Source organism: Sphingomonas sp. BLCC-B65 (assembly GCF_028550675.1).
Lineage (GTDB): Bacteria > Actinomycetota > Actinomycetes > Actinomycetales > Microbacteriaceae > Microbacterium.
In genome coordinates, this window is sequence record NZ_JAQQGL010000001.1 from 2523041 (window position 1) to 2547702 (window position 24662).

General features: G+C 71.9%; 20 protein-coding genes. 8 read left to right on the top strand and 12 right to left on the bottom strand.

Translation table 11 applies throughout. From position 1 onward, the window contains the following. Positions 1 to 118: 118 nt before the first annotated feature. Together PP359_RS11910 and PP359_RS11915 are read right to left on the bottom strand one after the other, a co-directional pair. The gene (locus PP359_RS11910; RefSeq protein WP_499250671.1) at positions 119 to 2092 is read right to left on the bottom strand and encodes a YhgE/Pip family protein; all 1974 of its coding nucleotides are present in this window, start codon (positions 2090 to 2092) and stop codon (positions 119 to 121) included. Continuing rightward, on the bottom strand, positions 2089 to 4980 hold the full coding sequence (locus PP359_RS11915; RefSeq protein ID WP_499250672.1) for an MMPL family transporter: 2892 nt from the start codon (positions 4978 to 4980) through the stop codon (positions 2089 to 2091). Before PP359_RS11915 ends, PP359_RS11910 begins: the two co-directional genes overlap by 4 nt. Positions 4981 to 5153: 173 nt before the next feature. Between PP359_RS11915 and PP359_RS11920 the strand changes: the two genes are divergently transcribed. Then, positions 5154 to 5813 (top strand): TetR/AcrR family transcriptional regulator, encoded by a 660-nt coding sequence (locus PP359_RS11920; protein ID WP_036317438.1) that lies wholly within the window; start codon positions 5154 to 5156, stop codon positions 5811 to 5813. Between the two features lie 15 nt (positions 5814 to 5828). Here the strand turns inward: PP359_RS11920 and PP359_RS11925 are convergent, their stop codons facing one another. Next, on the bottom strand, positions 5829 to 6806 hold the full coding sequence (locus PP359_RS11925; RefSeq protein ID WP_499250673.1) for an o-succinylbenzoate synthase: 978 nt from the start codon (positions 6804 to 6806) through the stop codon (positions 5829 to 5831). Between the two features lie 54 nt (positions 6807 to 6860). On the opposite strand from PP359_RS11925, the gene PP359_RS11930 reads away from it, so the two are divergent. Next, positions 6861 to 10595: a methionine synthase gene (locus tag PP359_RS11930; protein WP_499250674.1), complete on the top strand. Its 3735-nt coding sequence runs from the start codon at positions 6861 to 6863 to the stop codon at positions 10593 to 10595. Between the two features lie 24 nt (positions 10596 to 10619). Here the strand turns inward: PP359_RS11930 and PP359_RS11935 are convergent, their stop codons facing one another. From PP359_RS11935 to PP359_RS11965, 7 genes are all read right to left on the bottom strand, one after another. Further along, complete coding sequence (locus PP359_RS11935) at positions 10620 to 11183, bottom strand: hypothetical protein (RefSeq protein ID WP_499250675.1); 564 nt, start codon at positions 11181 to 11183, stop codon at positions 10620 to 10622. Between the two features lie 9 nt (positions 11184 to 11192). Further along, positions 11193 to 11702, bottom strand: coding sequence for a hypothetical protein (locus tag PP359_RS11940; protein ID WP_112931745.1), 510 nt, complete (start codon positions 11700 to 11702; stop codon positions 11193 to 11195). Between the two features lie 75 nt (positions 11703 to 11777). Next, positions 11778 to 12185 carry a glucose-6-phosphate dehydrogenase gene (locus PP359_RS11945; RefSeq protein WP_083867937.1) on the bottom strand — a complete coding sequence of 136 codons (408 nt, stop codon included), beginning with the start codon at positions 12183 to 12185 and terminating at the stop codon, positions 11778 to 11780. Positions 12186 to 12264: 79 nt separating this feature from the next. After that, entirely contained in the window at positions 12265 to 12618 is a 354-nt protein-coding gene (locus PP359_RS11950) for a VOC family protein (RefSeq protein WP_499250676.1), read from the bottom strand. Then, positions 12618 to 13106, bottom strand: a complete 489-nt coding sequence (locus PP359_RS11955; protein WP_476153236.1) for a GNAT family N-acetyltransferase — start codon at positions 13104 to 13106, stop codon at positions 12618 to 12620. Before PP359_RS11955 ends, PP359_RS11950 begins: the two co-directional genes overlap by 1 nt. A 9-nt stretch (positions 13107 to 13115) precedes the next feature. Further along, complete coding sequence (locus PP359_RS11960) at positions 13116 to 16046, bottom strand: ATP-binding cassette domain-containing protein (RefSeq protein WP_499250677.1); 2931 nt, start codon at positions 16044 to 16046, stop codon at positions 13116 to 13118. 45 nt (positions 16047 to 16091) lie between these two features. Further along, positions 16092 to 16643: a hypothetical protein gene (locus PP359_RS11965; protein WP_499250678.1), complete on the bottom strand. Its 552-nt coding sequence runs from the start codon at positions 16641 to 16643 to the stop codon at positions 16092 to 16094. Between the two features lie 69 nt (positions 16644 to 16712). On the opposite strand from PP359_RS11965, the gene PP359_RS11970 reads away from it, so the two are divergent. Genes PP359_RS11970 through PP359_RS11980 form a run of 3 tightly spaced genes read left to right on the top strand, consistent with a single transcriptional unit; the run spans position 16713 to position 19846 of the window. Continuing rightward, the gene (locus PP359_RS11970) at positions 16713 to 17624 is read left to right on the top strand and encodes a 1,4-dihydroxy-2-naphthoyl-CoA synthase (RefSeq protein WP_036317466.1); all 912 of its coding nucleotides are present in this window, start codon (positions 16713 to 16715) and stop codon (positions 17622 to 17624) included. 17 nt (positions 17625 to 17641) lie between these two features. Further along, entirely contained in the window at positions 17642 to 18808 is a 1167-nt protein-coding gene (locus tag PP359_RS11975; RefSeq protein WP_036317468.1) for an AMP-binding protein, read from the top strand. Positions 18809 to 18862: 54 nt separating this feature from the next. After that, positions 18863 to 19846: a 1,4-dihydroxy-2-naphthoate polyprenyltransferase gene (locus PP359_RS11980; RefSeq protein ID WP_036317470.1), complete on the top strand. Its 984-nt coding sequence runs from the start codon at positions 18863 to 18865 to the stop codon at positions 19844 to 19846. Between the two features lie 30 nt (positions 19847 to 19876). On the opposite strand, the gene PP359_RS11985 is transcribed toward PP359_RS11980, so the two are convergent. Then, positions 19877 to 20155 carry a DUF4229 domain-containing protein gene (locus PP359_RS11985; protein WP_039416516.1) on the bottom strand — a complete coding sequence of 93 codons (279 nt, stop codon included), beginning with the start codon at positions 20153 to 20155 and terminating at the stop codon, positions 19877 to 19879. A gap of 75 nt (positions 20156 to 20230) precedes the next feature. Here PP359_RS11985 and PP359_RS11990 point away from each other — a divergent pair, with 75 nt between their 5' ends. From PP359_RS11990 to PP359_RS12000, 3 genes are read left to right on the top strand one after another with little or no spacing between them, the layout of a single operon-like run. Then, a complete protein-coding gene (locus tag PP359_RS11990; protein WP_036317472.1) occupies positions 20231 to 20638 on the top strand; it encodes a PLD nuclease N-terminal domain-containing protein in 408 nt (135 codons plus the stop codon). Between the two features lies 1 nt (position 20639). Beyond that, positions 20640 to 22445: a 2-succinyl-5-enolpyruvyl-6-hydroxy-3-cyclohexene-1-carboxylic-acid synthase gene (gene menD / locus PP359_RS11995; protein ID WP_499250679.1), complete on the top strand. Its 1806-nt coding sequence runs from the start codon at positions 20640 to 20642 to the stop codon at positions 22443 to 22445. A 41-nt stretch (positions 22446 to 22486) separates the two neighbouring features. Next, positions 22487 to 23350: a polyphosphate kinase 2 family protein gene (locus tag PP359_RS12000; protein WP_036317476.1), complete on the top strand. Its 864-nt coding sequence runs from the start codon at positions 22487 to 22489 to the stop codon at positions 23348 to 23350. A gap of 13 nt (positions 23351 to 23363) precedes the next feature. Here the strand turns inward: PP359_RS12000 and PP359_RS12005 are convergent, their stop codons facing one another. Next, positions 23364 to 24626: an isochorismate synthase gene (locus tag PP359_RS12005; RefSeq protein ID WP_036317478.1), complete on the bottom strand. Its 1263-nt coding sequence runs from the start codon at positions 24624 to 24626 to the stop codon at positions 23364 to 23366. Between the last annotated feature and the right edge of the window lie 36 nt (positions 24627 to 24662).

A 24662-nucleotide genomic window follows, 5' to 3' on the forward strand; every position in this document is an offset into this window, starting at 1 on the left:
GCCGCGGGCGCCCGGACGGAGACGTCCGCACGGTCGCCGGGCCGGTGTGAGCTGCAGAAAACGGCTCGCGCTGCGGATGTTGTCGCAGCGCGAGCCGTTTTGTGGCGCGCGGGCGGGGTCAGGCCAGGGCGGGGGATGCCGCGAGCAGCGCCCGGGTGTTCGCCGTCCGGCGGCGGGTCACCGCGATCGTCGTGGCGACGAACGCCAGTGCCGCCCACGCGATCATGCCGGCGAGTCCCGCACCGAGGCCGCCGGCGGGAGTGATCGCCGCCAGCAGTGCGGTGTAGGCGGGGGCGGTGGGCATGACTCCCGCGATGGAGGCGAGCACGCCGGGGATGGTCGAGACGATCCCGGTCGCCACCGCGAGCACCCCGACGAGCGTCGAGATCCAGCGGCCGGCGCCCCCGAAGACCGCGACCAGCGCCTGGTTGACCGCCGCGAACGAGACACCGGCGACGACGGCGAGGCCGGCGAACGCGAACCAGGTGCCGGCGTCGTAGTTCGCCGCGATCTGGGCGACTCCCGCGACGAGCAGACCCTGGGCTGCTCCGATGCCGGCGGCCGGGGCGAGACTGCGCAGCGCCAGGAGCACCGACGGCCGCCGCGAGCTCAGCGCGTGCCGCGGCACGGCCTGAAGCGCGATGAACGACCCGAGGCCTCCGAACCACAGCGCGAGCATCGCCAGGAGCGGGATCGCGGAGGCACCGAAGAGGTTGGTGCCGATGCCGTCCGCGCTCACCGGGTTCGCGACGACCTTGGCGGTGGCGTCGGCCTGCTGCTGCGAGTAGGTCGGGATCTGCGAGACCGCCGAATCCAGTCCCTGCGCGAGCGAGCTGGACCCGGTGGCGAGCTGGTTCACGCCGGTGCTGAGCTGGCTCGCACCGTCGGCGAGCTGCGTGGCGCCGTCGGCGAGCTGCGAGGCGCCCGTGGACAGTCCGGTGGCGCCGGTGGCCGCCTGGCCGATGCCGCCCGCGAGCTGGCCGAGGCCGGACTGCAAGGACTGCGCACCGCCGGCGAGCTGGTTCACTCCCTTGACCGTCTCGGGGACGGCTTCGTTCTTCAGGCCGTTCGCGTATCCCGCCGCGTAGCCCGCGTTGGTTGCCGATTGCGTGACACCGTCGGCCAATGAGCTCAGCGCGACGCAGACGGCACCCTGTTCCGGCGTCGTCGGCGTCTGCGGTGGGATGCAGTGGTTCGCGACGAGCAGCTCCTGGTAGGTGCCCGCGAGCTTCTGGGTCGCGGACGCCGTCGCCGACGCGTACTGCGCCGTGGTCGACACCGTGCCGCCGAGAGTGTTCGGAGCCGTGGAGGTGAACTGCGCGGACAGCTGTGTCAGCCCATCGGCGAGCTGGCCGGCTCCCGCCGCGGAATCGTTGGCGCCGGTCGTCAGCTTGTCGAGCCCCGACGACAGCTCGCTCGCCCCGGTGCCGAGCTGCCCCGCGCCCGAGGCGAGCGCGGTGGCACCGCCGGGCAGCTGTGCGGCGCCGGTGGCCGCCTGCTGCGCGCCGCTCGCGAGCTGGTCGGCGCCGCTGGCGGCCTGGCCGAGCTGGTCGTGCAGGTTCGTGAACCCCATGAGCACATTCGTCAGGTACTGCTCGGAGACGGCGCTGCCGAACACGGATGCCGCCGTCTGCGTGATCGTCGCGGTGATCGCTGCGTCGACGACGCGGCCGTCCGGCGCGGTCTGCACCTGGATGGTGGCCTTCTCGGGCGTCTTGCCCGGTGCGGTCGAGGTCGCCGCGGCGGAGAAGTTCTCCGGAATCGTGATCACGGCGTCATAGCTGCCGTCGGCGAGGCCCGTGGCCGCATCGTCGGTGTTGGAGATCACCCAGTCGAGGTTGCTGGGCACATCGGGGGAGCCCTCCACCAGTCCGGCGGTGAGCTGGCGCCCCAACGGCGCGGTCTGCCCGTTGATCGTGACCGGCTTGTCGTTGTTGACGATCGCGGCGCGGACATTGTCGAGACGCTCGGTGGGGTTGTAGAGCGCCGCGAGCAGGATGCCGCCGATCAGCACGGGCAGCAGGAGTACCCCGAGCAGGGTGAGCCAGGTGACGGGGCGACGGGAGCGGGCGCGTTCGAGGGAGAGAGTCATGCGGAGATCACCTGCGTGGGAGAGTCGGCGGTGCCGGTGGTGAGCGCCAGTGCGGTCACGCTCTGGCGATGGGCGTCGGCGAGCACGTCGAGGGCGGGGCCCTCGCGACGGGCGGAGGCGACGATGGTGAGCGGATGGGTCGGAGCGCCGCCGCGGGCGGTGCGGGCTGCGGCGCGCTCCTGCGCATCGCGCAGCAGCGCGGCGGCCTGATCGCGATCGGCTCCGTTCAGGGTGTCGAGACCGTCGATGGCGACCATGGTGGTTCCGCCGGCGAGCGCTCGCCGCAGCTCCGTGAGGGGCGCGGCGGCACCGTCGAGCAGCGCGACGCCGACGTGCGCGCGCACCCAGGCGCCGCGTCCGGGCAGCAGATGGCCCGCGACACGCAGGCGCCCCTCGCTGGGATCGACCCGACCGGCGACGGTGAGGACGAAGGCGCGACCGGCGCGCGGGTCGGCCGCGGTCGCCAGGAGCGTGCCGCCCTGCTCGAGCCGGATGGACTCGGCGTGGAAGAGCGTGATGTCACCGACGCCCGAGCCGCCCTCGACGCGCACGGACAGCTCGTCCGCTGCCAGCGCGCCGGTGTAGCCGGGCTCCGGCCACGCGGTCAGGGCGAGCTCGCGCTCGACGGCTTCGCCCTCGATGTCGAAGTGCGGCAGTGCGCGGTCGAGCCACCTCGGCATCCACCAGGCCTTCTCGCCCAGCAGCGCCATGATGGCCGGCCCGAGCGTCATGCGCACCAGGAAGGCGTCGACGGCGATGCCGACGGCGAGCCCGAGCGCGATCGGTTTGATCGACGTATCGCCTTCGGGAATGAAGGCGGCGAAGACCGCGAACATGATGACCGCGGCGGCCGTCACCACGCGCGCCGATGCCGTGAACCCGCTGCGCACGGCGCCGACGGCCGTCTGCCGATCGGCTCGTCCGCCGCGAGCGCGGCGGGTGTGCACGTAGTCCTCACGCATGCGCGAGACGAGGAACACTTCGTAGTCCATGGCGAGCCCGAACAGCACGCCCATGAGGATGATCGGCATGAAGCTGATCACCGGCCCGGTCCGCGTGACGTGCAGCGCGTCGGCCAGCCAGCCCCACTCGAACACCGCCGCGACGGCGCCGAACGCGGCGAGGATCGACAGCAGGTAGCCCAGGGTCGCCTTCAGCGGCACCCAGATCGAGCGGAACACGATCATCAGCAGGATGAACGACAAGCCGACCACGAACAGTCCGAAGGGCACCAGGGCGGCGCCCAGACGGTCGGAGATGTCGATCGCGATCGCGGTGAAGCCGGTGACCTTGAGGTCGATGCCGTACTTCTGCAGCCATTCGTCGTGGTGGGCACGCAGCTCCCGCACGAGATCGGCCGTCTGCGGGGCGTCCGGTGCCGTGGTCGGCACGATCTGGACGAGTCCCGTGTCGGCGGTCTGGTTCGGGGTCGCGAGGGCGACCGTCTTCACGCCCGGGATCTTCTCGACGTCGGCCTTCAGGTCGGCCATGAGCGTCAGCGGGTCGGTCGAGGTGACGATCGTGCCGGTGAGGATGAGCGGCCCGTTGGCGCCCGGACCGAAGTGCTCGGCGGTCAGGTCGTAGGCCTGTCGCGCCTCGCTCGACGCCGGCTGCATGCCGGCGTTCGGCAGCGCGAGCTGCAGGCTCGATGCGGGAATCGCCGCGACGCCGAGCACCACGATCACCGACAGGGCGCTGACCACCGGATGCCGGGTGACGAGCGCCACCCACGGGTTCGTCTTCTTCGGCGCTGCCGACGCCACCGGTGCGGCGCTGTTCTCGGCATCCTCGCGCGTACGCGCCGCGCGGCGACGCCGCCCGAGCGGGATGCCGCGCCCGAGACCCCGCGGCCACCCGGCGACACGGCCCTTGGCGAAGCCGAGGAGGGCCGGCGTGAGGGTGACGGCGACCGCGACGGCGACGGCGACGGCGCCCGCGGCCGCCAGGCCCATGGTGGTGAGGAAGGGGATGCCGGCGAAGCCCAGGCCGACGAGCGCGATCAGCACCGTGACGCCGGCGAACATGACGGCGGAGCCGGCGGTGCCGGTCGCGCGTGCGGCCGACTCCTCGGGATCGATACCGGCGCGCACCTGGTCCTGATGTCGCGCGACGATGAACAGCGCGTAGTCGATGCCGACGGCCAACCCGAGCATGATCGCGAGCATCGGCGTCGTGGAGGACACCGTCGCGAAGGCCGTCGAGGCGAAGATCAGCACGACCGAGAGCACCACCCCGATGATCGCGCTGACGAGGGGGAACCACGCGACGGCGAGGGAGCGGAACGTGACGATGAGGACGAACAGCGCCACGAGCACGCCGATGATCTCCGTCACCGACAGGCTGGGCAGCGAGGTCGAGAACAGGTCACCACCGACCACGACCGTCGACCCCGCGGGGAGGGCTGTGCCGAGACTCGTGGCCATGTCCTGCAAGGCGGTCTTCGTGGCGGCGGGGACATTGGTGACGGTGCCCTCGAACTGCAGGCGGATGAGCGCGGCCTGACCGTCGTCGCTGACCATGCCGGTCACGTTCTTGTTGAACGGATCGGTGACCGCCAGCACCCCGTCGAGCTTTCCGAGATCCGTGACGGCGGCCGCGATCTGGCCGCTGTAGGGCTCGTCGTCGACGTGTTGACCGGGCGCCGCCACGATCACGTACTGCGCGCTGGTGCCGGCTGCCTGGGGGAAGGTGCGGTTGAGGAGCTCCAGGCCTTCCTGGCCCTCCGTCCCCGGAATGGAGAAGGAGTTGTCGAACCCCTTCACGGCGCCCGTGGCGACACCCACCCCGACGGCACCGCCGATCACGCCGAGCAGCAGCAGCCACGACACGAGGACCCGCCAGGAGTGGCGGTACGACCAGCGGCCGAGCGAAAACAGAAGTGTGGACACGGGGTGCTCCGGTTCAGACGTTCGGGACAGTGACGGACAGGGAATGTTCGATACACCGCTGTATCCGATACACAGATGTATCCTAAGAGCAGGGATTCGCGCAATCCTGAGCACTCGATGTGAACTGAGACGCGACAACGGCGGCGGCGCCGTCGTCGAGGGAGGGAGGGACCGTGACCGACATCGCCGACCGCACGGATGCCGCCCGCCCGCCCAGCCAGCGCCGGGAGCAGACCCGCGCTCGACTGCTGGATGCCGCTCACGAGGTCTTCTCGGAGGTGGGCATGGATGCCGCTTCGGTGGAGGCGATCTGCGAGCGGGCCGGCTTCACGCGCGGCGCGTTCTACTCCAACTTCGAGACGAAGGACGAGCTGTTCCTGGCGCTCGTCACGCGACTGTCGGACGCCAAGCTGGACGCGGTGGAGAGTCGCGTGCAGCGCCTCTCCGCGGATGGCCAGATCGACATCTCCGATCTCGTCGGTCATCTCGGAGCCCCGTTCGGCGAGGAGATGGATCCGCACCTGCTGACCGAGATCCGCGCGCAGGCTCTGCGCGACCAGCGTCTGGCCGAGGCCTTCCTCACCCTGCAGCGCCGCGTGCTCGAACGCATCGAGGGCTTTCTGCAGCACATCGTCGCGACCTACGGTCTCACCCTGCGGATGCCGGTGCGCGACGCGGCGCGCGTGCTCCTCGATGTCTCGAACGAGACCTGCACGACGGCGACGCTGGAGGGCAAGTCCTCCGACAGCATCACGGACGACCTGCGTCGCCGGATCGAAGCCCTGGTGCCGGCGCTCGTCTCCGACGGCGGCGCGGCCGCGTTCCGCTCCTAGCGGCTCCTCGACCTCCTAGAGCTGTGCGGCGCAGCGCTCGAGCCGCTCGAGCCACCAGGAGCGACGGTCGGCGGATGCCGCGTGGCGGGCCAGGAGCGCGGCATCCGGTGTCACCCGGCCGACCGGCAGGCTGCCGTCGACGGGCCGGAGAGGTGCGCGCGTGACGTCGGCGGCGAGCAGCGACGCGGTGCCGAGGCCGCAGTCGTAGGGGAGATCCGGCAGGGCGGCGGCGAGGGCTGCCCCCATCGCGAGTCCGACGCTCGTATCGAGGGCGCTGGAGACCACGGCGGCAAGCCCCGCCTCGTCGACGATCGACAGGGCGCGGGCGACGCCGCCGAGCGGCTGCGCCTTGACGACGAGGAGGTCGGCTGCCCCGGCGCGCGCGACGGCCAGCGGATCGGCGGCCTTGCGTACGGATTCGTCGGCGGCGATGGGCAGGTCCCAGTCGGCGAGGCGTTCGCGCAGCTCGGAGAGCTCGTCGATCGACGCGCAGGGCTGCTCGAGGTACTCCAGATCGAACGCGGCCAGGGCATGGGCCGCGTGTTCAGCTTCATCGACGTTCCAGCCCCCGTTGGCGTCGACCCTCACCCGGCCCTCGGGCCCCATGGTCGCGCGCACCGCGCGGACTCGCGCGACGTCGTCTGCGAGCGTCTGCCCGGTCTCTGCGACCTTGACCTTCGCCGTGCGGCACCCGTCGAAGCGGGCGAGAACACTCGGCACGTCATCGGCGGCCACGGCAGGCACGGTCGCGTTGACCGGCACGCGATCGCGCACCGGCGCGGGCTGACGATGCCAGCCGTAGTCGATCGCGGCCGCCAGCCAGACGGCGGCCTCCGCGTCGTTGTACTCGAGGAACGGTGAGAACTCCGTCCAGCCTTCGGGACCTTCGAACAGCACCGCCTCGCGGTGCTCGACGCCACGGAAGCGCGTGACGAGGGGCAGCGAGACGACGTGCGCCGTGGCGAGGAGATCGGCGACGCGGGGCAGACTCATGCCCCTATCCTGCCGCGCCGCGCCGGTGCCGGACAGCCGTGGGACAATCGGGCGGTGACCGCCTCACTCGCGCCCACCGGCCGCTTCGCGCTCGACATCGACGGAGTGCCCCGCACCGCTCGCGCGCAGGCGCTGCTGGGCGCCCTGTCGGAGCGGGTGGTCATCGCCGACGGTGCGATGGGAACCATGCTGCAGCGCCACGAGTTGCAGGTCGACACCGACTTCCAGGGACTCGAGGGCTGCAACGAGATCCTCAACGTCACGCGGCCCGACGTGGTCGGCGAGATCCACGACGCCTACTTCGCCGTCGGCGTGGACGCCGTGGAGACGAACACGTTCGGTGCGAACTGGTCGAACCTGTCCGACTACGGCATCGACGACCGCATCGCGGAGCTCGCTGCCGCCGGCGCGCGGATCGCGCGGGAACGCGCCGAGGCTGCCGAGAGCGCCGACGGTCGCATGCGCTGGGTGCTCGGGTCGATGGGCCCGGGAACGAAGCTGCCGAGCCTCGGGCACACGACCTACGCGCACCTCAAGGAGACCTTTGCGCTGCAGGCGGAGGGCCTCATCGACGGGGGAGCGGATGCCTTCCTCGTCGAAACCAGTCAGGACCTCCTGCAGACGAAGGCGGCGATCAACGGCTGCAAGCAGGCGATCGTGGCCCGCGGCATCCGTCTGCCGATCTTCGTCGAGGTGACGGTCGAGACCACCGGCACCATGCTCATGGGTTCGGAGATCGGTGCGGCGCTCACCGCACTGGAGCCGCTCGGCGTCGATGCGATCGGCCTGAACTGTGCGACGGGCCCCGCCGAGATGAGCGAGCACCTGCGCCACCTGTCGAAGCACTCGTCGGTGACGATCGCGTGCATGCCCAACGCGGGGCTCCCGGTGCTCACCGCCGACGGCGCCCACTATCCTCTGACGCCCGCGGAACTCGCGAGCGCGCACGAGCAGTTCGTCCGCGAGTTCGGCATCGGCCTCATCGGTGGATGCTGCGGCACCACGCCCGAGCACCTGGCCGCCGTCGTGGAGCGGGTCGGCCATCTCCCCGTGGCGTCCCCTCCCCCTGACCGCGAGACACCGCCCGGGCACCGAGACACCGAGAGTGCACCGGTGTCTCGGCGCGAGAACGGTGTCTCGCTGACACCGGCGATCGAGACGGAGCCCGGCGTCGCGTCGCTGTATCAGCACGTGCCGTTCCGGCAGGATGCCAGCTACCTCGCGATCGGGGAGCGGACCAACGCGAACGGGTCGAAGGCTTTCCGCGAAGCGATGCTCGAGGCTCGGTGGGACGACTGCGTCGAGATCGCACGCGGGCAGATCCGCGTCGGTGCGCACCTGCTCGACGTGTGCGTCGACTACGTCGGCCGCGACGGCGTTGCGGACATCCGCGAGGTCGTGTCGCGGTTCGCCTCGGCATCCACTCTTCCTCTCGTGATCGACTCGACCGAGCCCGCCGTCATCCAGGCGGGCCTCGAGCTGATCGGCGGCCGGCCCGTCGTCAATTCCGTGAACTACGAGGACGGCGACGGCCCGGCATCCCGCTTCGGGCGCATCATGCCGCTCGTCAAGGAGCACGGCACCGCCGTGATCGCGCTGACCATCGACGAGCAGGGTCAGGCGCGCACGGCCGAAGACAAGCTGCGCATCGCGTCGCGCCTCGTCGACGAGCTCGTCGGCGAGTGGGGCATGCGGGTCGAGGACATCATCGTCGACTGCCTCACGTTCCCGATCGCGACGGGCCAGGAGGAGACCCGCCGCGATGCCATCGAGACGATCGAGGCGATCCGGGCCCTCGTCGCGAAGTACCCCGGCATCAACACGACGCTCGGCGTCTCCAACGTCTCGTTCGGTCTCAACCCCGCCGCCCGCTCTGTGCTGAACTCGGTGTTCCTGCACGAGGCGACGCAGGCGGGGCTGACCAGCGGCATCATCGACGCAGCGAAGATCGTGCCGCTGGCCTCGCTCCCCGACGAGCAGCGCACGGTCGCGCTGGACCTCGTCTGGGATCGGCGCGAATGGGATGCCGACGGCACCCTCACCTACGATCCGCTCGCGACGATGCTCGACCTGTTCGCCGGGGTCGACACCGCGGCCCTGCGCGACCAGCGCGCCGCCGAGCTGGCCGCCCTGCCGGTGGGCGCGCGGCTGGAGCGCCGCATCATCGACGGCGAGTTGAAAGGGCTCGAGGCCGACCTCGATCTGGCGCGCGCGGGCGGTCCGGAGGCGCCCGCCCTCACGCCGCTGCAGATCATCAACGACCACCTGCTGGAGGGCATGAAGGTCGTCGGCGAACGGTTCGGGTCGGGGCAGATGCAGCTGCCGTTCGTGCTGCAGTCCGCCGAGGTCATGAAGACCGCGGTCGCCCTGCTCGAGCCGCACATGGAGAAGACCGACGAGGCCGGCAAGGGCACGATCGTGCTGGCGACCGTGCGCGGCGACGTGCACGACATCGGCAAGAACCTCGTCGACATCATCCTCACCAACAACGGCTACACCGTCATCAACCTCGGCATCAAGCAGCCGATCGCCGACATCATCGCCGCCGCCGAGGAGCACGATGCCGACGTCATCGGCATGAGCGGCCTGCTCGTGAAGTCCACCGTCGTGATGAAGGAGAACCTCGAGGAGCTCATGGCCCGAGGCCTCGGCACGAGGTGGCCGGTGATCCTCGGCGGCGCGGCTCTCACCCGCGCATACGTCGAGCAGGACCTCGCCGAACTGTTCGAGGGCGAAGTGCGCTACGCGAAGGATGCGTTCGAGGGGCTCGCTCTCATGGAGCCGCTCGTGCGCGTCGCGCGCGGCGAGGCTCCGGATGCCGTCGGCCTGCCGCCGCTGAAGAAGCGCATCCACGCCGCGGGGTCACGCCTGACCCTCACCGAGCCCGAGGCGATGCCGGCGCGGTCGGACGTGGCATCTGACAACCCGGTGCCCGCACCGCCCTTCTGGGGCACGCGCATCGTCCGCGGTATCGCGCTCGCCGACTACGCCGCGTTCCTCGACGAGCGGGCGACGTTCATGGGGCAGTGGGGGCTCAGGCCCGGACGCGGCGAGGGCGCGCTGTCGTACGAGCAGCTCGTCGAGGCAGAGGGGCGCCCGCGGCTGCGGTACTGGCTCGACCGGATCCTCGCCGAGCGCATGCTGGACGCGTCGGTCGCCTACGGCTACTTCCCGGTCGTGTCGGAGGGTGACGACATCGTGGTGCTGCATCACGGCGACGACCCGTCGGGTGTGCTGGGGAGAGCGGGGCTGCTCGCACCCGATGGCGGCTCGGGCGGCCCGCTCGGAGCCGACCGCCTGCGCTTCCACTTCCCGCGGCAGCGGCGCGACCGCCACCTGAACCTCGCCGACTTCGTGCGCGCGCGCGAGTCGGGCCAGGTCGACGTCCTGCCCGTGCAGCTCGTGACCGCCGGCGGGGCGATCGACGCCGTGACCGCGAAGCTGTTCGCCGAAGACCGCTACCGCGACTACTACGAGCTCAACGGCTTGGTCATGCAGCTGACCGAGGCGCTCGCCGAGTTCTGGCACGCCCGCATCCGCGCCGAGCTCGGCTTCGCCGCGGAGGACCCCACCGACACCGCCGGCCTCTTCGCGCTCGACTACCGCGGCGCGCGGTTCTCGCTCGGCTACCCGGCGTGCCCCGACATGGAGGATCGCCGCAAGGTCGTGGAACTGCTGCGTCCGGAGCGCATGGGCGTCGAACTCAGCGACGAGCTGCAGCTGCACCCCGAGCAGTCCACCGACGCGTTCGTCTTCCACCACCCCGAAGCGAAGTACTTCTCGGTCTGAGGCGGCCGCGGCATCCGTCGGTGCTCAGATCGGCGGTAGGGCGGCGACGTGGGCCGAGATGCGGCCGAAAACCGCCTGATGAGCGGCGTACGAGGCACGCCAGTCGCCCGGGATCAGCAGGCCGTGGTCGGCGTCGGCGATCTCGGTGACGGCAGCTCGTGTGCCGGCGATGAGGTCTCGGCGCCACGCGGTATCCGCGGTTCCCGCCACGACGAGATGATCCTCGGATGCCGCACCCAGCGCATCCGCGACGACGTCGTGACGCACCAGCGGTGTCAGCCAGATGCCCGGGATGCCGGCGGCGATCGCCAGGGGCGCGGCGAAAGTGCCGAGCGACTTGGCGACGACGAGATCGGGGACGCCGTCGAGCATTGCCGTCACCTCTGCCCAGGCTCTGTGGAGGAACACCGCCGGATCTTCGGCCGCGGCATCCGTCCACTCGACGGCGTAGACGTCCCACCCCTCCTCGGCGAGCAGCAATCCGCTCCATGAGAGCAGGGGCGCCTGCGCCGTGTATCCGCGCCCGGGCAGCAGGACCGCTCTCCGCGCCCCATCCATGGCCGGGGTGAGGCGGTGCAGGACGACCATGCCGCGATGCTAGCGGCTGGCGCCGGCGACGCGTTGCCGGCGCCGACGGCGAAGCAGGTCCGACGCGCCGACGGCGATCAGTGCGACGAGCGTCGCGAAGCTCAGGGCGTACAGTGGTGCGGCCCACGGCGAGTAGTCGCCGCCGTTGATCTGGAATGTGTCGGCCATCCCCATGCCGATATCGAACGATGCCCAGAAATAGCCAGGGGCGCCGAGCACGATGAGCGCGAGGTAGACGCTCACGATCGAGGCGACGGAGAGATCGCTGCGGCGGACGGTGATGATGAGCGCGGCGATCGCGAGGACGGGGCCGATAGCGAGGGTGATGTAGACGCGGAGCGGCCCCGACCACTGCTTGGCCGCCGTCATCGTGTCGTGTATCTCACCGACCGTATGCCCGGGCATCGCGGCGAGCGGGTTCACGATCAGGATGTGGATCGCCGCCCAGGCCGCGTAGACCGCCACGACCGCCGTTCCAGCGGTGGCGAGAGCCAGTTTGTTCCGTCGATTCGCATCCATGGCGTCATCCTGCCGGAGATCACGTATCGATGGCGACGCGTTGCCGGCGCCGAAGCCGGGGATGAGGGCCAGGCGTCAGCTGACGCGAGCGCCGCACATGCCACAGACTCCCGTGGCGGGAACCTGTACGAAGCAGTCGGGGCAGAGGACGGCCTCGCGCTCGGGGATGATCGGGGCGGGTGCCTTGCGCGGCGCAGCAGAACCGGCGGCAGCCCGCGTGCGGCGAGCGCGTTCGGGCGCCGCCGCGGCGGCCGGAGCCATTTTCGCGGCCGGCTTGTGATCGGCGCAGTAGAAGCGCACGAAACCGGCGGGGTTGGTCGGATGCCGGTGCTTCACCACCCACAGCGCCTCGCGCGGCCACGGCTCGCTCGTGGGACCGCAGCCGGAGCATCGCGTGGCATCGCCAGGCACGGCCTCCGCTGCGGAAACCGGCAGCTCGAAGGGGAGGGCATCGCGCCAGTCCGAGGAGTTCCTGATCTGCACGATTCGTCCTTCCGGCGGCATCCTCGGGTGGATCACGCCGTGCCCCATTCTCCCACGCCGCGTGGATGCCCGTCCCCGCCTAACCGGCCGCGACGACGCAGAAGCGGTTGCCTTCGGGGTCCTCCATGATGACGTAGTCAGCATCCGGCGGTTGCTTGTCCCAGTGCACCCGACGGGCCCCGAGCGCTTCGAGTCGGCGCACCTCGGCATCCTGATCATCCGCGTAGAGATCGAGATGAATGCGCGGCGGCAGCACGCGCGGAGCCGCGACGGCGTCGAGCGACACGTTGACGCCGACACCGTCGCGCGGATGCAGCAGTGCGAAGTCGTCGCCGACGGGCTCGCGCGCCGCGTAGTCGAGTGCCGCCGTCCAGAAGGCGATCTCTCGCGCCAGATCATCGACGCGGATCACCACCGACCCGACGGTGAGCATCAGTCGCGGCCTCCGTTGCGCGCCGTGGTCGTCAAAGCCTCGGCCGGGTCGCCCAGGGGTTCCAGGAGGCAGTCGTAGCGCTGCCGCGTCGGCCAGCGCGGGTCGCCGGGCGCGTCGGAGACGACGAAGCCGAGGCGACGGTAGAAGTCGACGGCGTCGTCATCGGTGCTCGCATAGAGGGGTCGCGTCGGGTCGGCGCGGCGCGCGGCATCCACGAGACGAGAGCCGAGCCCCGTTCCGCGTGCCTCGTGTGCGACGGCGATGTAGTGCAGCTCCGCGCGATCTGCGCCGTGCGCGTCGGCGCCGAACGCGGCGAAGCCGAGCACCCGGCCGTCCTCGACCGTCCCGACCACGGTCATCGTGGGCAGTTCGACGTCGCGAATGCGGATGAGGGCGTCGGTGTCGACTCCTGCGGCCTCCCAGAGCAGGGCGAGGAATGCGTCGGCGGCGATCTCGTCGGCCGTCAAAGGGCGCATCGTTGCGGTCATGATTCGACTCTAGCGAGCGCACTCCGAGGGCTCGCGCCGGTGGGGGGGCGGCGATGGTGCGGCGGCCACCGGCTTGGCCCGGCGTAGGGATCGCAGCACGGCGCGACCAACGAGACAGATGCCGACGATCGAGGTGAGCGCGCGCACCGTGTCCCAACTGAGAGTCGAGGTCACGAGCGAGTAGACGAGGAAGGCGCCCATGTTCTGCGGCAGCGGCGCCCCGGGAACATACGAGATCGATGTTCCACCACCGACGGCGAACGGCCAGAACCACATGTTCATGATGAGTCCGAACGCGTACGCGGCGGCGACGCCGTATCCCATGAGCATCGCGATCTCCGCCCCGCCGCGCACCCGGCGCGGCAGGAGGCCCGCGCCGGCCGCAACCCACGCGCACGCGAACATCTGGAACGGCAGCCATGGTCCGACGCCTCCCCACAGCAACGCCGACAGCCCCACGGATGCCGCACCCAGCAGCAGCCCGAAACGGGCGCCGTACGCGCGTCCGGCGAGGATGAGAAGCACGAACAGCGCCTCCACGCCGCCGACACCGGTGCTCGCGATGCGCACGGCTGCCCCGATGGCGGCGAGCACTGCCAGCAGTGCCAGCGTCTGGGCGGAGCGGACCGTCGTGTCGAGCGCCGCGAGGGTGGCGAGCGCGGCCAGGGGCGCGAGAGCCAGCGCGATCGGCCCGACGGCAGCCTGCGCCTGTGCGGGGAGGGCGGTCGCGGCGAGCGGCCACAGGAACGCGGCGGCGGCGAGAACGTTCGCCGCGACCAGCGCGACGGTCAGCGCGGGGCGTGGCCGCCGTCCCCGGGCGGTGGTCTGCGCTCGTGTGTTCCGAACTCCTCCGATCTCGTCCGGTTCGGCGGCTATGGCCGCCTCCGAAGGCTGCGTGCGCGCGGAGCGGAGGAGTTCGGCACGCGGCTGATGCGTCGCGCCGCGGTCTGCGCTCGGCGCGGCGGCGGGGGCCCCGGCGGCGGTGGCGGGGGCCGCGGCGGCGGTGGTGGTGCCCGCGGCGCATAGGCGACCGGCGTCCATGCCGAGCGCCACGTCGGCGCGGGAGATCACCGCGGCGTCATGGGTCGCGACGAGCACGGCGGTCCCGGCCGCCGCGATGCGCGTGACGGCAGCATCGACCATCCGCCGGGCGTCGGGGTCGAGTCCGCGCGTCGGTTCGTCGACCAGCAGCACCCGGGGGCGCGTCGCCGTCTGGATCGCGAGCGCCAGGCACCGCCGCTGGCCCGCGGACAGGTCGCGCGGATGCCGAGGCCCCAGCAGTCGGGCCTGCTCGTCGCGTCCGAGCAGCGCGGCGACGCGGGCGATGGTGGTCCCGACCGGCAGGTGCGCCCGCCGGTCGGCGCGGCGACATTCCGCGGCGACCGTGTCGCGCACGAAGAGCGCGTCGGCGTCGTCGGGCACGAGCCGCACGTCACGGGCGTGCTCGCCGGTCGCGAGGGCGAGCAGAAGGCTCGACTTGCCGGCTCCGTTGGGCCCGACCAGCGCCACCACCTCGCCCGGGTGCAGCGTCACGGCGACATCGTCGACGGCCAGCCGCTGCCCGTAGCGGACGGTCACCCGCGTCGAGAGCGCCGGTTCACAACTCCGGAGATCCGCTGCGGTCGCTGCCCGCGACGGCCCTTCGGTGGGGAGGGGAGGTCGAGACTCCGGAGTTGTGAACGGCGAGGGTCGGGTGGTGACGGTCGCGGGTGTCGCTGCGGATGCCGCGGTGAGATGCAGCCACACGTCGGCGACGCCGGCGAGCTCGGCGCCGCGGTGCTCGGCGACGATGACGCACATGCCGGCCTCGTGCGCCAGCGCGCCCAACAGCGTCACGATCCGGGCACGCGCGGAGCGGTCGAGGTCGGCGAGCGGCTCATCCACGAGCAGCAGCACCGGCTGCTCGACGATGGCGGCGGCGATGGCGACGAGGCTCGCCTGGCCGGCGGAGAGCTCCCGCAGCCGCCGATCGAGCAGCGCCGTGATGCCGAGACGGTCGGCGACGTCGCGAACATGCTCGTCGACGAGCACGCGGGCGAGCCCGCGCAGCTCCAGCGCCAGCCCGATCTCATCGCGCACGTTCGTCGTCACGAACCCGGCGCGGGGGTTCTGCAGCACCACGCCGACGAGCCGCGACAGGTCCCGCGGCGGGGTGTCGGCGCGATCGTGCCCCGCGATCGACAGGCCGCCGTCGAGCCACCCGCCGTCGAGATGGGTGTGCAGCCCGCCCAGGGCACGCAGCAGGGTGGTCTTGCCCGAGCCGGTGGCGCCGGTGAGCACCGTCAGCGAGCCGCTGCGGATGCCGTCGCTCACCGCATCCGCCCCGACGCTCGACCCGTCGATCGTCACGACGGTGTCGTCACCGAACCCGAGCGCGAGAGGTCCGTGCGCGATCGGAGAGCGGCAGTCGCCCTCGATCGTGCGACCGGCGTAGCCGCGCAGCTCCAGAGACGCGCCGACGGCGGTGGCACGCTCGATGGTCGCCTCCAGCACCGGCGCGAGCACGCGGATGCCGATCCCGAAGCCGCGCTCGCCGCGCAGACGCTGCGCCCTCCGCGCCGTGCGTGCCGCATCGGCGAGCGACGGAAGTGCGGCCCACGCGATCGACAGTGCCCGCGCGAGTCCCTGGAAGGGACCACGTCGCGCGCCGCGCGCGAGCAGTCGCGGCAGGTCGAGCAGCGCACTGAGCATCCCGAAGGCGAGGATGGTCAGTGCGATCGGGAGTGCGCCGACGACGGCCGCCGTCAGCCCGTCGGCCGTCACCGGGCCGAACATCCGAACGTGGGCGAGCGGCGGTGCCAGGGGCCACACCGGCAGCGGCAGCAGCACCGCGCCGGTGCCGTCCACGCCGTGGAAGAGCACCCGGTACACGACCCGGACCGCCACGAAGCCGACCGCCAGAGCGAGGGCGGCGCGCAGGGGTCCGGGGCGGAAGCTCACGCGCCGAGAGTACGCGCGTCGGTGCCGGTCAGGCGACGGACCCGGTCAGGAGGAGGGCGCAGCGGGGGCGCCGTCGAGGGTGAACAGCAACTCGACGCTCTCACCCGGCTGTGCCGTCAGCGTCGACAGGCCCTCCTGCGCATAGTCCCAGGCTCCGTCGGCCGGCTTGATCCACAGCGCCCAGTACGCGAACGCCGCGGGCATGGCGTCGCACTCCTCGATGTACGCCGGGTCCTGCGCCGAGCCGACCGGAGCGGATGCCGAGGGCAGCCCGTTGACGCGGCAGACGACCTGATCGCCGTACTGCTTCGTGCCCTCGATGCTCACGCCGACGAAGTTCAGTGCGTTCGAAATCGTCACGGAACCCGTCCCGATGATGCACCAGGTCTCGGATGAGCCGCCTTTGAGCGCCGACGAATCGACCGTGAGTGTGACACCCTCCGACCCGGTGCACGCAGCGTCGGCCTCGGCCGTGCCGGCCGGAGTCGGCGATTCGGTCTCGGCGCGCTGCGCATCGCCGGTCGACGCACAGGCGGACAGGCCGAGCGCGAGGGTGCCGGCGGCGAGCAGGGTCAGGATGCGGTGGGGCGACGTCACCGCTCCAGCGTAGAGGGGGCAGGACGCGCGCCCCGGCCGGATGACGGCGCCCGCGCGTAGGCTGGGCGGGTGACCGACTCCTTCGTCTCCGAGCTGTTCGACCCCGCGGAGTGGATGCTCGCCCCGGGTGCGGATGCGTATACCGACATCACCGCGCACGTCTCGCGTGACGGTCGCATCGCGCGCATCGCGTTCGACCGTCCCGAGGTGCGAAACGCGTTCCGCCCGCACACCGTCGACGAGCTGTACCGCGCTCTCGACATCGCACGTCAGGACCCGCGCATCGGGGTCGTGCTCCTGACGGGGAACGGCCCGAGCCCGAAGGACGGCGGTTGGGCGTTCTGCTCGGGCGGTGACCAGCGCATCCGCGGTCGTGACGGCTACACCTACGCCGCCGATGACGCGACGGCGCCCGATCCTGCCCGTGCGGGTCGTCTGCACATCCTCGAGGTGCAGCGCCTCATCCGCTTCATGCCGAAGGTCGTCGTCGCGGTGATCCCCGGGTGGGCGGCGGGCGGCGGACACTCGCTGCATATCGTGTGCGACCTGTCGATCGCCAGCGCCGAGCACGGCCGTTTCAAGCAGACGGATGCCGATGTCGGGTCGTTCGACGCGGGCTACGGCTCGGCGTACATGGCTCGCCAGGTCGGCCAGAAGATCGCCCGCGAGGTGTTCTTCCTCGCCGAGGAGTACTCGGCCGCCCGTGCCTATGAGATGGGCGCGGTCAATCGCGTCGTGGCGCACGCCGAGCTCGAGCGCGAAGCGATCGCGATGGCGCGGACGATCCTCGGCAAGTCGCCGACGGCGATCCGCATGCTGAAGTTCGCGTTCAACGCGATCGATGACGGAATGGTCGGTCAGCAGGTGTTCGCGGGCGAGGCGACCCGTCTCGCGTACGGCACCGACGAAGCCGTCGAAGGCCGCGACGCGTTCTTGCAGAAGCGCGACCCGGACTGGTCGCCGTACCCGTACCACTACTGACCTTCCCGGAGACGAACGTGCGGCTGGAGAGGGTCGACGCAGCGGATGCCCGCGCGGTGCTGCGGGGTCTGCGTTCGGCGGTGCTCGGGGCGGGGCCGGCGATCGCGCTCGGCGGGGGAGACGAGCTGCCCCGGGACGTGCCGGCCGGAACAGCGGTGGTCGTCACGACATCCGGCTCCAGCGGCTACCCGAAGGCCGTCGCACTCAGTCGGGCAGCCCTGACGTCATCGGCGATGGCGACGGCCGCTCGCCTCGGCAGCGGCTCATGGCTGCTCGCTCTGGCTCCGGGCTACATCGCGGGTGTGCAGGTTCTGGTGCGCGCGCTGGTCGCCGGCAACGAGCCCGCCGTCCTGGCGGGTCCGTTCCGCGCCGCCTCGTTCGTCGCCGCGGCATCGTCGATGGCGTCCAGTCGCGGGGGCGAGCGGGTGCCTACCTACACGTCCCTCGTTCCTGCTCAGTTGCAGACGCTTCTCGACGACCCTGCCGGATGCCGCGCCCTCGCCGGCTTCGCCGCGGTCCTCGTGGGCGGCCAGGCGCTGCCGCCGGCGCTCGCCGCGCGCGCGAACGAGGCCGGCATCCGTGTCGTGCGCACGTACGGATCGAGTGAGACGGCCGGCGGCTGCGTGTACGACGGCATCCCGCTCGACGGCGTGGGCGTGCGCATCGTCGACGGGGAGGTGCACGTGTCGGGACCGACACTCGCGGACGGCTACCTCGGCGAGCCGGAGCGCACCGCCGCCGCGTTCGTGCGCGACGACGCGGGTGTGCGCTGGTACCGCACCGGCGACGCCGGGCGGTTCGACGGTCGGTTGACCGTCACGGGTCGCCGTGACAACGTCATCGTCTCGGGCGGGATCAATATCTCGCTCGATCGCGTCGAGCGCATCGTCCGCACCGTCCCCGGATTCGTCGATGCGGTCGTCGTGCCGGTCGCCGACGAGCGCTGGGGTGAGGCGTCGATCGTCGTGGCTGCGGGGGTGACGTCGGATGCCGCGGATGCAGAGGCCGATCCCGACCTTCCGACCCTCCGCGGGCTCGTCGGGGATGAGCTCGGTGCGCCGGCTCGGCCCCGTGCCGTCCTGCGGGTGCCGCGACTGCCGATGCTCGCCAGTGGCAAGCCCGACCGGCCGGCCCTGGCGGCGCTCGCGCGCGCGTGGGCCGAGCGGATCGCTCCCGAGCGCTGAGGTCCGCGACGCCGTCACAGCGGATCCATGCCCATCCGGGCATAGGATTCTGGCGTGGCAGGCAGCACCCGGAAGAAGAAGTCGCGCGCGGCGCATCACGCGAAGCAGAAGCCGCGCGGCAATCCGCAGCGCGCGCGTGTGTCGGGCGATCCCGCGCACGTGACACGGGCCACCGCGCGCGACTGGATCGGCGCCGCGCGCCTACGGACGCTCCCGCTCGCCGTCGCGCCCGTGGTCATCGGCACGGGGGCGGCTCGTCTCGACGGGACGCCGCTGCGCTGGGTGCTGGCCCTGTGCTGCCTGGTCGTGGCGGTGGCGATTCAGATCGGCGTCAACTACGCGAACGACTACAGCGACGGCATCCGCGGCACCGACGACCATCGGGTCGGTCCCGCCCGCCTCACCGCCTCGCGCCGGGCGAAGCCGCGCACCGTGCTCACGGTCGCCCTCGTCTTCTTCGCGATCGCCGCGGCAGCGGGTCTGGCCATCATCGTCCGCACCGGCTACTGGTGGATGGCGCTCATCGGCGCCGCCTGCCTGGTCGCCGCGTGGTTCTACACCGGCGGCAAGCGTCCCTACGGCTACGCGGGACTGGGCGAGCTGTTCGTCTTCGTGTTCTTCGGTCTCGTCGCCACGGTGGGCACCACGTTCGTGCAGATCGGCACGGTGCCGCAGGAGAGCTGGTTCGGCGCCGTGATCGCCGGCCTGCTGGCCTGCGCCGTGCTGCTGGCGAACAACCTCCGCGACATCGATCAGGACCGTCTCGCCGGCAAGCGCACCCTCACGGTGCGCATCGGTCGGCGCGCCACGCAGGTGCTGTTCACCGCGCTCGTCGTCATCGCCTTCGCCCTCGTCGCCATCCTCGCGGTGTTCTACCCGCTGGCATGGCTGGCGATGCTCGCGCTGATCCCCGCGGCGTGCGCCGTGCTCATCGTCTGGACGTACCGCGCACCGCGCGAGCTGGTCGTCGCGCTGGGGCTGACCTCGCTGACCTCGCTGGCCCTGTCGCTGCTGCTCTACTGGGCTTTCACCGGCTGAGCGCGCCCGCTCGAGGAGCCGCCGACGGGCTCACTCCGACGGCGTCGAGGCGACCTGGTCGGCCGCGGCATCCTCGGCGTCTTCGTCGGTGTCGCGACGGGCACGCCGGCGCGCGGCGAGACCGGCGGTCAGATCGTCGAGCGGGCGGCGCAGGAAGAGCACCGAGAGGCTGAGCCCGATGAGCGCGGCGAAGATCGCCGACAGCCAGTAGTACTCGCGCATGATCGGGAAGAGCATCATGATCGCGAACGGCACGACGAACACCAGAAGACGAAGGACGGTGTAGACGAGGGCCGAACGGACACGCATGTGTCCAGCCTACGCGCGTGGCGTCGGTGCGCCGTCCTCGGATCTCGCACGGCGCGCGCCGCCTAGGATGGAGGGGTGGTGCGCATCCTGCTGCCTCTGGCGCTGTTGCTGATCGCCTTCTGGGTGTACAGCATCGTCGACTGCGCCCTGCAGCCGCCCACTCGTCACCGCGGCGTCAGCAAGCCGCTGTGGATCGTCATCGTCGTGCTGCTTCCGGTCATCGGCGGCGTGATGTGGTTCGTGGTCGGTCGCGGCCGAGCGCGGCCCCAGAACGCTTTCCGCGCACCCGACGACAACCCCGACTTCCTCGGGAGCCTGCGCAGCGTCTCGATCGCCGATCAGGACGAGCGCATCCGTCGCCTCGAAGAGGAGCTCGCCGCCCTCGATGCCGAGGGGCTCGATCCCGACCGCGGCCCGCAGTCGCATCCGCCGGTGAGCGGCGACGACGACCCGGACGAGCACCGTCGCGGCAGCGTCGCCTGACATGGACGACAGCGCTCTCGCCGGTCGTGCACCGGCGACGGATGCCGCAGCCGCCCTGCTCGGACGCCTGGCGGAACTCGGGGTCGCGCACATCGTCGTCAGCCCCGGATCGCGCTCTCAGGCGCTCGCACTGGTCGCCGCCGAACTGGAGAAGCGCGGCGACGTACGCGTGCACGTGCGCATCGACGAACGCGTCGCCGGTTTCACCGCGCTCGGCATCGGCCGCGAGTCCGGCATGCCCGCCGCCGTCGTGTGCACCTCCGGCACCGCGGTCGCGAATCTGCTGCCCGCGGCTCTCGAAGCGCATCACGCCGGCGTGCCCCTGCTGCTGCTCACGGCCGACCGTCCTCCCGAGCTGCGCGGCGTCGGCGCCAACCAGACGACCCGCCAGCCCGGAATGTTCGCGCCGAACATGCGTCTGGAAGAAGACCTGCCCGTGCCCGACGCGCTCGATGCGGACGGCACCGGCGAGCAGTCGATGATGCTCCGCCGGGTTGCGGAGGACGCGGTCGCGGCCGCCCTCGGCACGGGCACGAGGCAGGCCGGACCGGTGCACCTCAACCTGCCGCTGCGTGAGCCCCTGGCTGGTGTGCTGCCGTCGTGGCTGGGCACGACCGAGCTCGACCTTCCCGCGCCCGCGCTCGGCCCCGACGTCGCCGGCGACGAGCTGAGCGCGACCGAGCCGTCGGGAGCGCTCTACCAGGGCGGCGGCGGCATCGGCGAGGCGAACCATCCCGCCGACCCGGAGGTCGATCCGCACGTGCTGGTGCGTGGCCCCCGCACCGTGGTGATCGCCGGGGCCGATGCCGGCCCCGCTGCCGAGGCGCTCGCGCACGCGGGCGGCTGGCCGCTGATCGCCGAGATCGTCAGCGGCGCCCGCTTCGGCCGCAACCTCGTGCACGGCTACCGCGGACTGCTGCGCGATGCGGAGCTGGGCGGCCGCATCGAGCGCGCCGTCGTCTTCGGTCATCCGACGCTCACCCGCGAGGTCACCGCGCTGCTGTCGCGTGACGACGTCGAGGTGCTCGCCGTGCGCGGGCCGGGAGAGCCGCTCAACCTCAACGGCACCTCGGTCTCGGTCGACGCCGTCGTGGCCGCCGTGGGCGAGATGGACCGTGAGTGGTTCGGCGCCTGGATGCGGGCGTCCCGCGCGGCATCCGTCGATCTCGCGCCGCCGGCGCCGGATGCCGCCGCGCTGTCGTCTGCGGTACCCGCCGAACGCCTCGGCGCCATCGCGTCCGAGCTCGCCGTCGCGCGCGCCCCGATCGACCGGGTGGGACTCGTCGATGCCGTGTGGCGGGCGACCTGGCCCCACGACCGGCTGTTCTTCGCCTCGTCGCGCCTCGTGCGTGTCGCAGACGGCGTGCTCGGCGGCAAGAAGGTGCCGGTCCACGCCAACCGCGGACTCGCCGGCATCGACGGCACCATCGCGACGGGCATGGGGATCGCGATCGCGAGCCAGACCGGCGCCGACGTCGGCGTGACCCGTGTGCTGACCGGCGATCTCGCCTTCCTCTACGACGTGGGGGCGCTTCTGCTGCCGGTCGGTGAGACGGCGCCGCGGCTGCAGGTCGTCGTCGGCAACGACGGCGGGGGAACGATCTTCGACGGGCTCGAGGTCGCCGGAATCGCCGGGCCCGACGCCATGCGGCGGGTGCTCTACACGCCGCAGGACGTGGATCTGGCGCCGCTGGCCGCCGCGTACGGCTGGGAGTACGTCCGCGTCGCCACGCGCGCCGAGCTCGACCAGGCGCTCACCGCCCGCGTCGTCGGGCGGCAGATCATCGAGGTCGCCCTCGCGCGCTGAACACCCTGGCCGGATCCGGCTGCCCGCGCCATGATGTGGAGATGACCGCGAGAAGCCAGAAGAACTGGAACGCCGATCCCGCCGAGCTCCTGCGCGTCGGCCCGGGGTTCCGACTCGCCGATCTCGATCCGGCATCCACTCCGGGCTACGACGGCGACAAAGACCAGGGGCAGAGCGACCTCGAGGCGGGTGCGGACGAGCTCGATGAGCTGCAGGAGCGCCTCTACGCGCAGAGCCGTGTCGAAGAGGGCGCTCCGGCGGTGCTGCTGGTGCTGCAGGCGATGGACTCCGCGGGCAAGGGCGGCATCGTCCGCCACGTGGTCGGATCGGTCGATCCGCAGGGCGTCGCGCTCGCCGCGTTCAAGAAGCCGACGCCCGAGGAACTCGCGCACGACTTCCTGTGGCGCATCGAGAAGCGTGTACCCGCACCCGGCTTCATCGGGGTGTTCGACCGGTCGCACTACGAGGACGTCCTCATCGGCCGGGTGCGGGCGCTCGCGCCTGCCGACGAGATCGAGCGCCGCTACGACGCCATCGTCGCCTTCGAGAAGGGGCTCGTCGATCGCGGCATCCGCATCGTCAAAGTGATGCTGCACATCTCCGCCGACGAGCAGAAGAGCCGGCTGGGGGAGCGGCTGGACCGACCCGACAAGCACTGGAAGTACAACCCCGGCGACATCGACGAACGCCGCCTCTGGGACGAGTACATGGCGGCCTACCAGACGGTGTTCGCGCGCACCTCGACCCCCGAGGCGCCGTGGTTCGTCGTGCCCGCCAACCGCAAGTGGTACGCACGTCTGGCCGTCCAGGCGCTCCTGCTGGATGCGCTCGAAGACATCGATCCGCACTGGCCCGCCGCCGACTTCGACGTCGCGGCCGAGAAGAAACGCCTCGCCGACAGCTGACCCCGGGCGCGCCCTACGCCAGGGCGTCGACGATCGGGCGGAACTTCACGCGGGTCTCGAGCATCTCGGCCTCGGGGTCGCTGCCGGCGACGATCCCGGCGCCGGCGTGCGCGCGGAACGGGATGCCGTCGGCATCCGCCGCCGCGAGATCGAACTGAGCCCCGCGCAGCGCGATCGCCCACTCGCCATCGCCGTTCGCGTCGACCCACCCGACGGGTCCGGCGTAGCGGCCGCGGTCGAACGGTTCGATGCGACGGATCGCGGCCAGAGCGGCCGCCGTCGGTGTTCCCGCGACGGCCGCCGTCGGGTGCAGCACCCCCAGCAGGTCGAGGGCGGAGGTCTCGGCGGCGGTCGTGGCCTCCACATCGGTCGCGAGGTGCCACACGTTCGGCAGCGCGAGAGTGAACGGCTGCTCCGCGGCCGCCAGCGCGCTCGCGTGCGGCGAGAGGGCGTCGACGAGACTGCGCACGGCGTACTGGTGCTCGGCGAGGTCCTTGGCGCTCGTCGCCAGGCGCAGCGCCGCCTCGCGATCGGCGTCCGGGCCGGCGCCCCGAGCGACCGTGCCGGCGAGCACCCGCGCGGTCACCTGGCCCCCCGAGACGGTGACGAGCGTCTCGGGGCTCGCGCCGATGAGCCCGTGCACGGCGTAGACCCACGTGTCGGGGTACGACGAGGCGAGCGAGCGCGCGAGTCGCCGGAGGTCGGCGCCGGCCGGAACCGTGCCGGCCAGCTCCCGAGCGAGCACGACTTTGCTGACCTCTCCGGAGGCGATCGCGGCAAGTCCCGCACGGACCGCATCCTGATAGCCCTCCGGAGTCAGCGCGCCGGGTCCCACCGCGGCCGACCAGTGCGGGCCGTAGCCGATCGCGCGGGGCTCATCGGGCTCGGGGGCGCCGTCGTCGGGCAGCACCCAGCTCACCCAGGTGCGGCCCTCGCGCGTGCCGATCGTCATCCGCGGCACCGTCAGCACCGCGGTCGCGGCCGACTCCACGTCGAACGGCAACGCGCCGAAGGCGATCAGGCCGCTGCCGGAAACGCCGACGTGGTCGTCCACCGTCGCCGCCGCCGCAACTGCGCGCCAGCGGTCGGCGAGGGTTGCGGCATCCGCCGCCGGCACCTCCATGCGCAGCGCCGAGCCGACGCCCACGAGCCACGATCCGCGTCGCGCCCACACCAGGGGGTCGGCCGGATCGGCGTATTCGAGCAGGTCGTCGATCGCGGCGATCTCCCGGCTCACGATGCGCAGGCGGGGTGGCAGGAGCGGCGCGGAACTCACCCGATCAGCCTAATCCGCCGGGCGCGCCGCAGCCGG

Excerpts from the sequence above, each read along its gene's own strand:
- PP359_RS11985 (WP_039416516.1), bottom strand. The coding sequence starts at position 20,155 with ATGCGTGTCCGTTCGGCCCTCGTCTACACCGTCCTTCGTCTTCTGGTG.
- PP359_RS11950 (WP_499250676.1), bottom strand. The coding sequence starts at position 12,618 with ATGCTCACCGTCGGGTCGGTGGTGATCCGCGTCGATGATCTGGCGCGA.
- PP359_RS11925 (WP_499250673.1), bottom strand. The coding sequence starts at position 6,806 with ATGAGTCTGCCCCGCGTCGCCGATCTCCTCGCCACGGCGCACGTCGTC.
- PP359_RS11940 (WP_112931745.1), bottom strand. The coding sequence starts at position 11,702 with ATGGATGCGAATCGACGGAACAAACTGGCTCTCGCCACCGCTGGAACG.
- PP359_RS11935 (WP_499250675.1), bottom strand. The coding sequence starts at position 11,183 with ATGGTCGTCCTGCACCGCCTCACCCCGGCCATGGATGGGGCGCGGAGA.
- PP359_RS12000 (WP_036317476.1), top strand. The coding sequence starts at position 22,487 with ATGACCGCGAGAAGCCAGAAGAACTGGAACGCCGATCCCGCCGAGCTC.
- PP359_RS11955 (WP_476153236.1), bottom strand. The coding sequence starts at position 13,106 with ATGACCGCAACGATGCGCCCTTTGACGGCCGACGAGATCGCCGCCGAC.
- PP359_RS11910 (WP_499250671.1), bottom strand. The coding sequence starts at position 2,092 with ATGACTCTCTCCCTCGAACGCGCCCGCTCCCGTCGCCCCGTCACCTGG.
- menD (WP_499250679.1), top strand. The coding sequence starts at position 20,640 with ATGGACGACAGCGCTCTCGCCGGTCGTGCACCGGCGACGGATGCCGCA.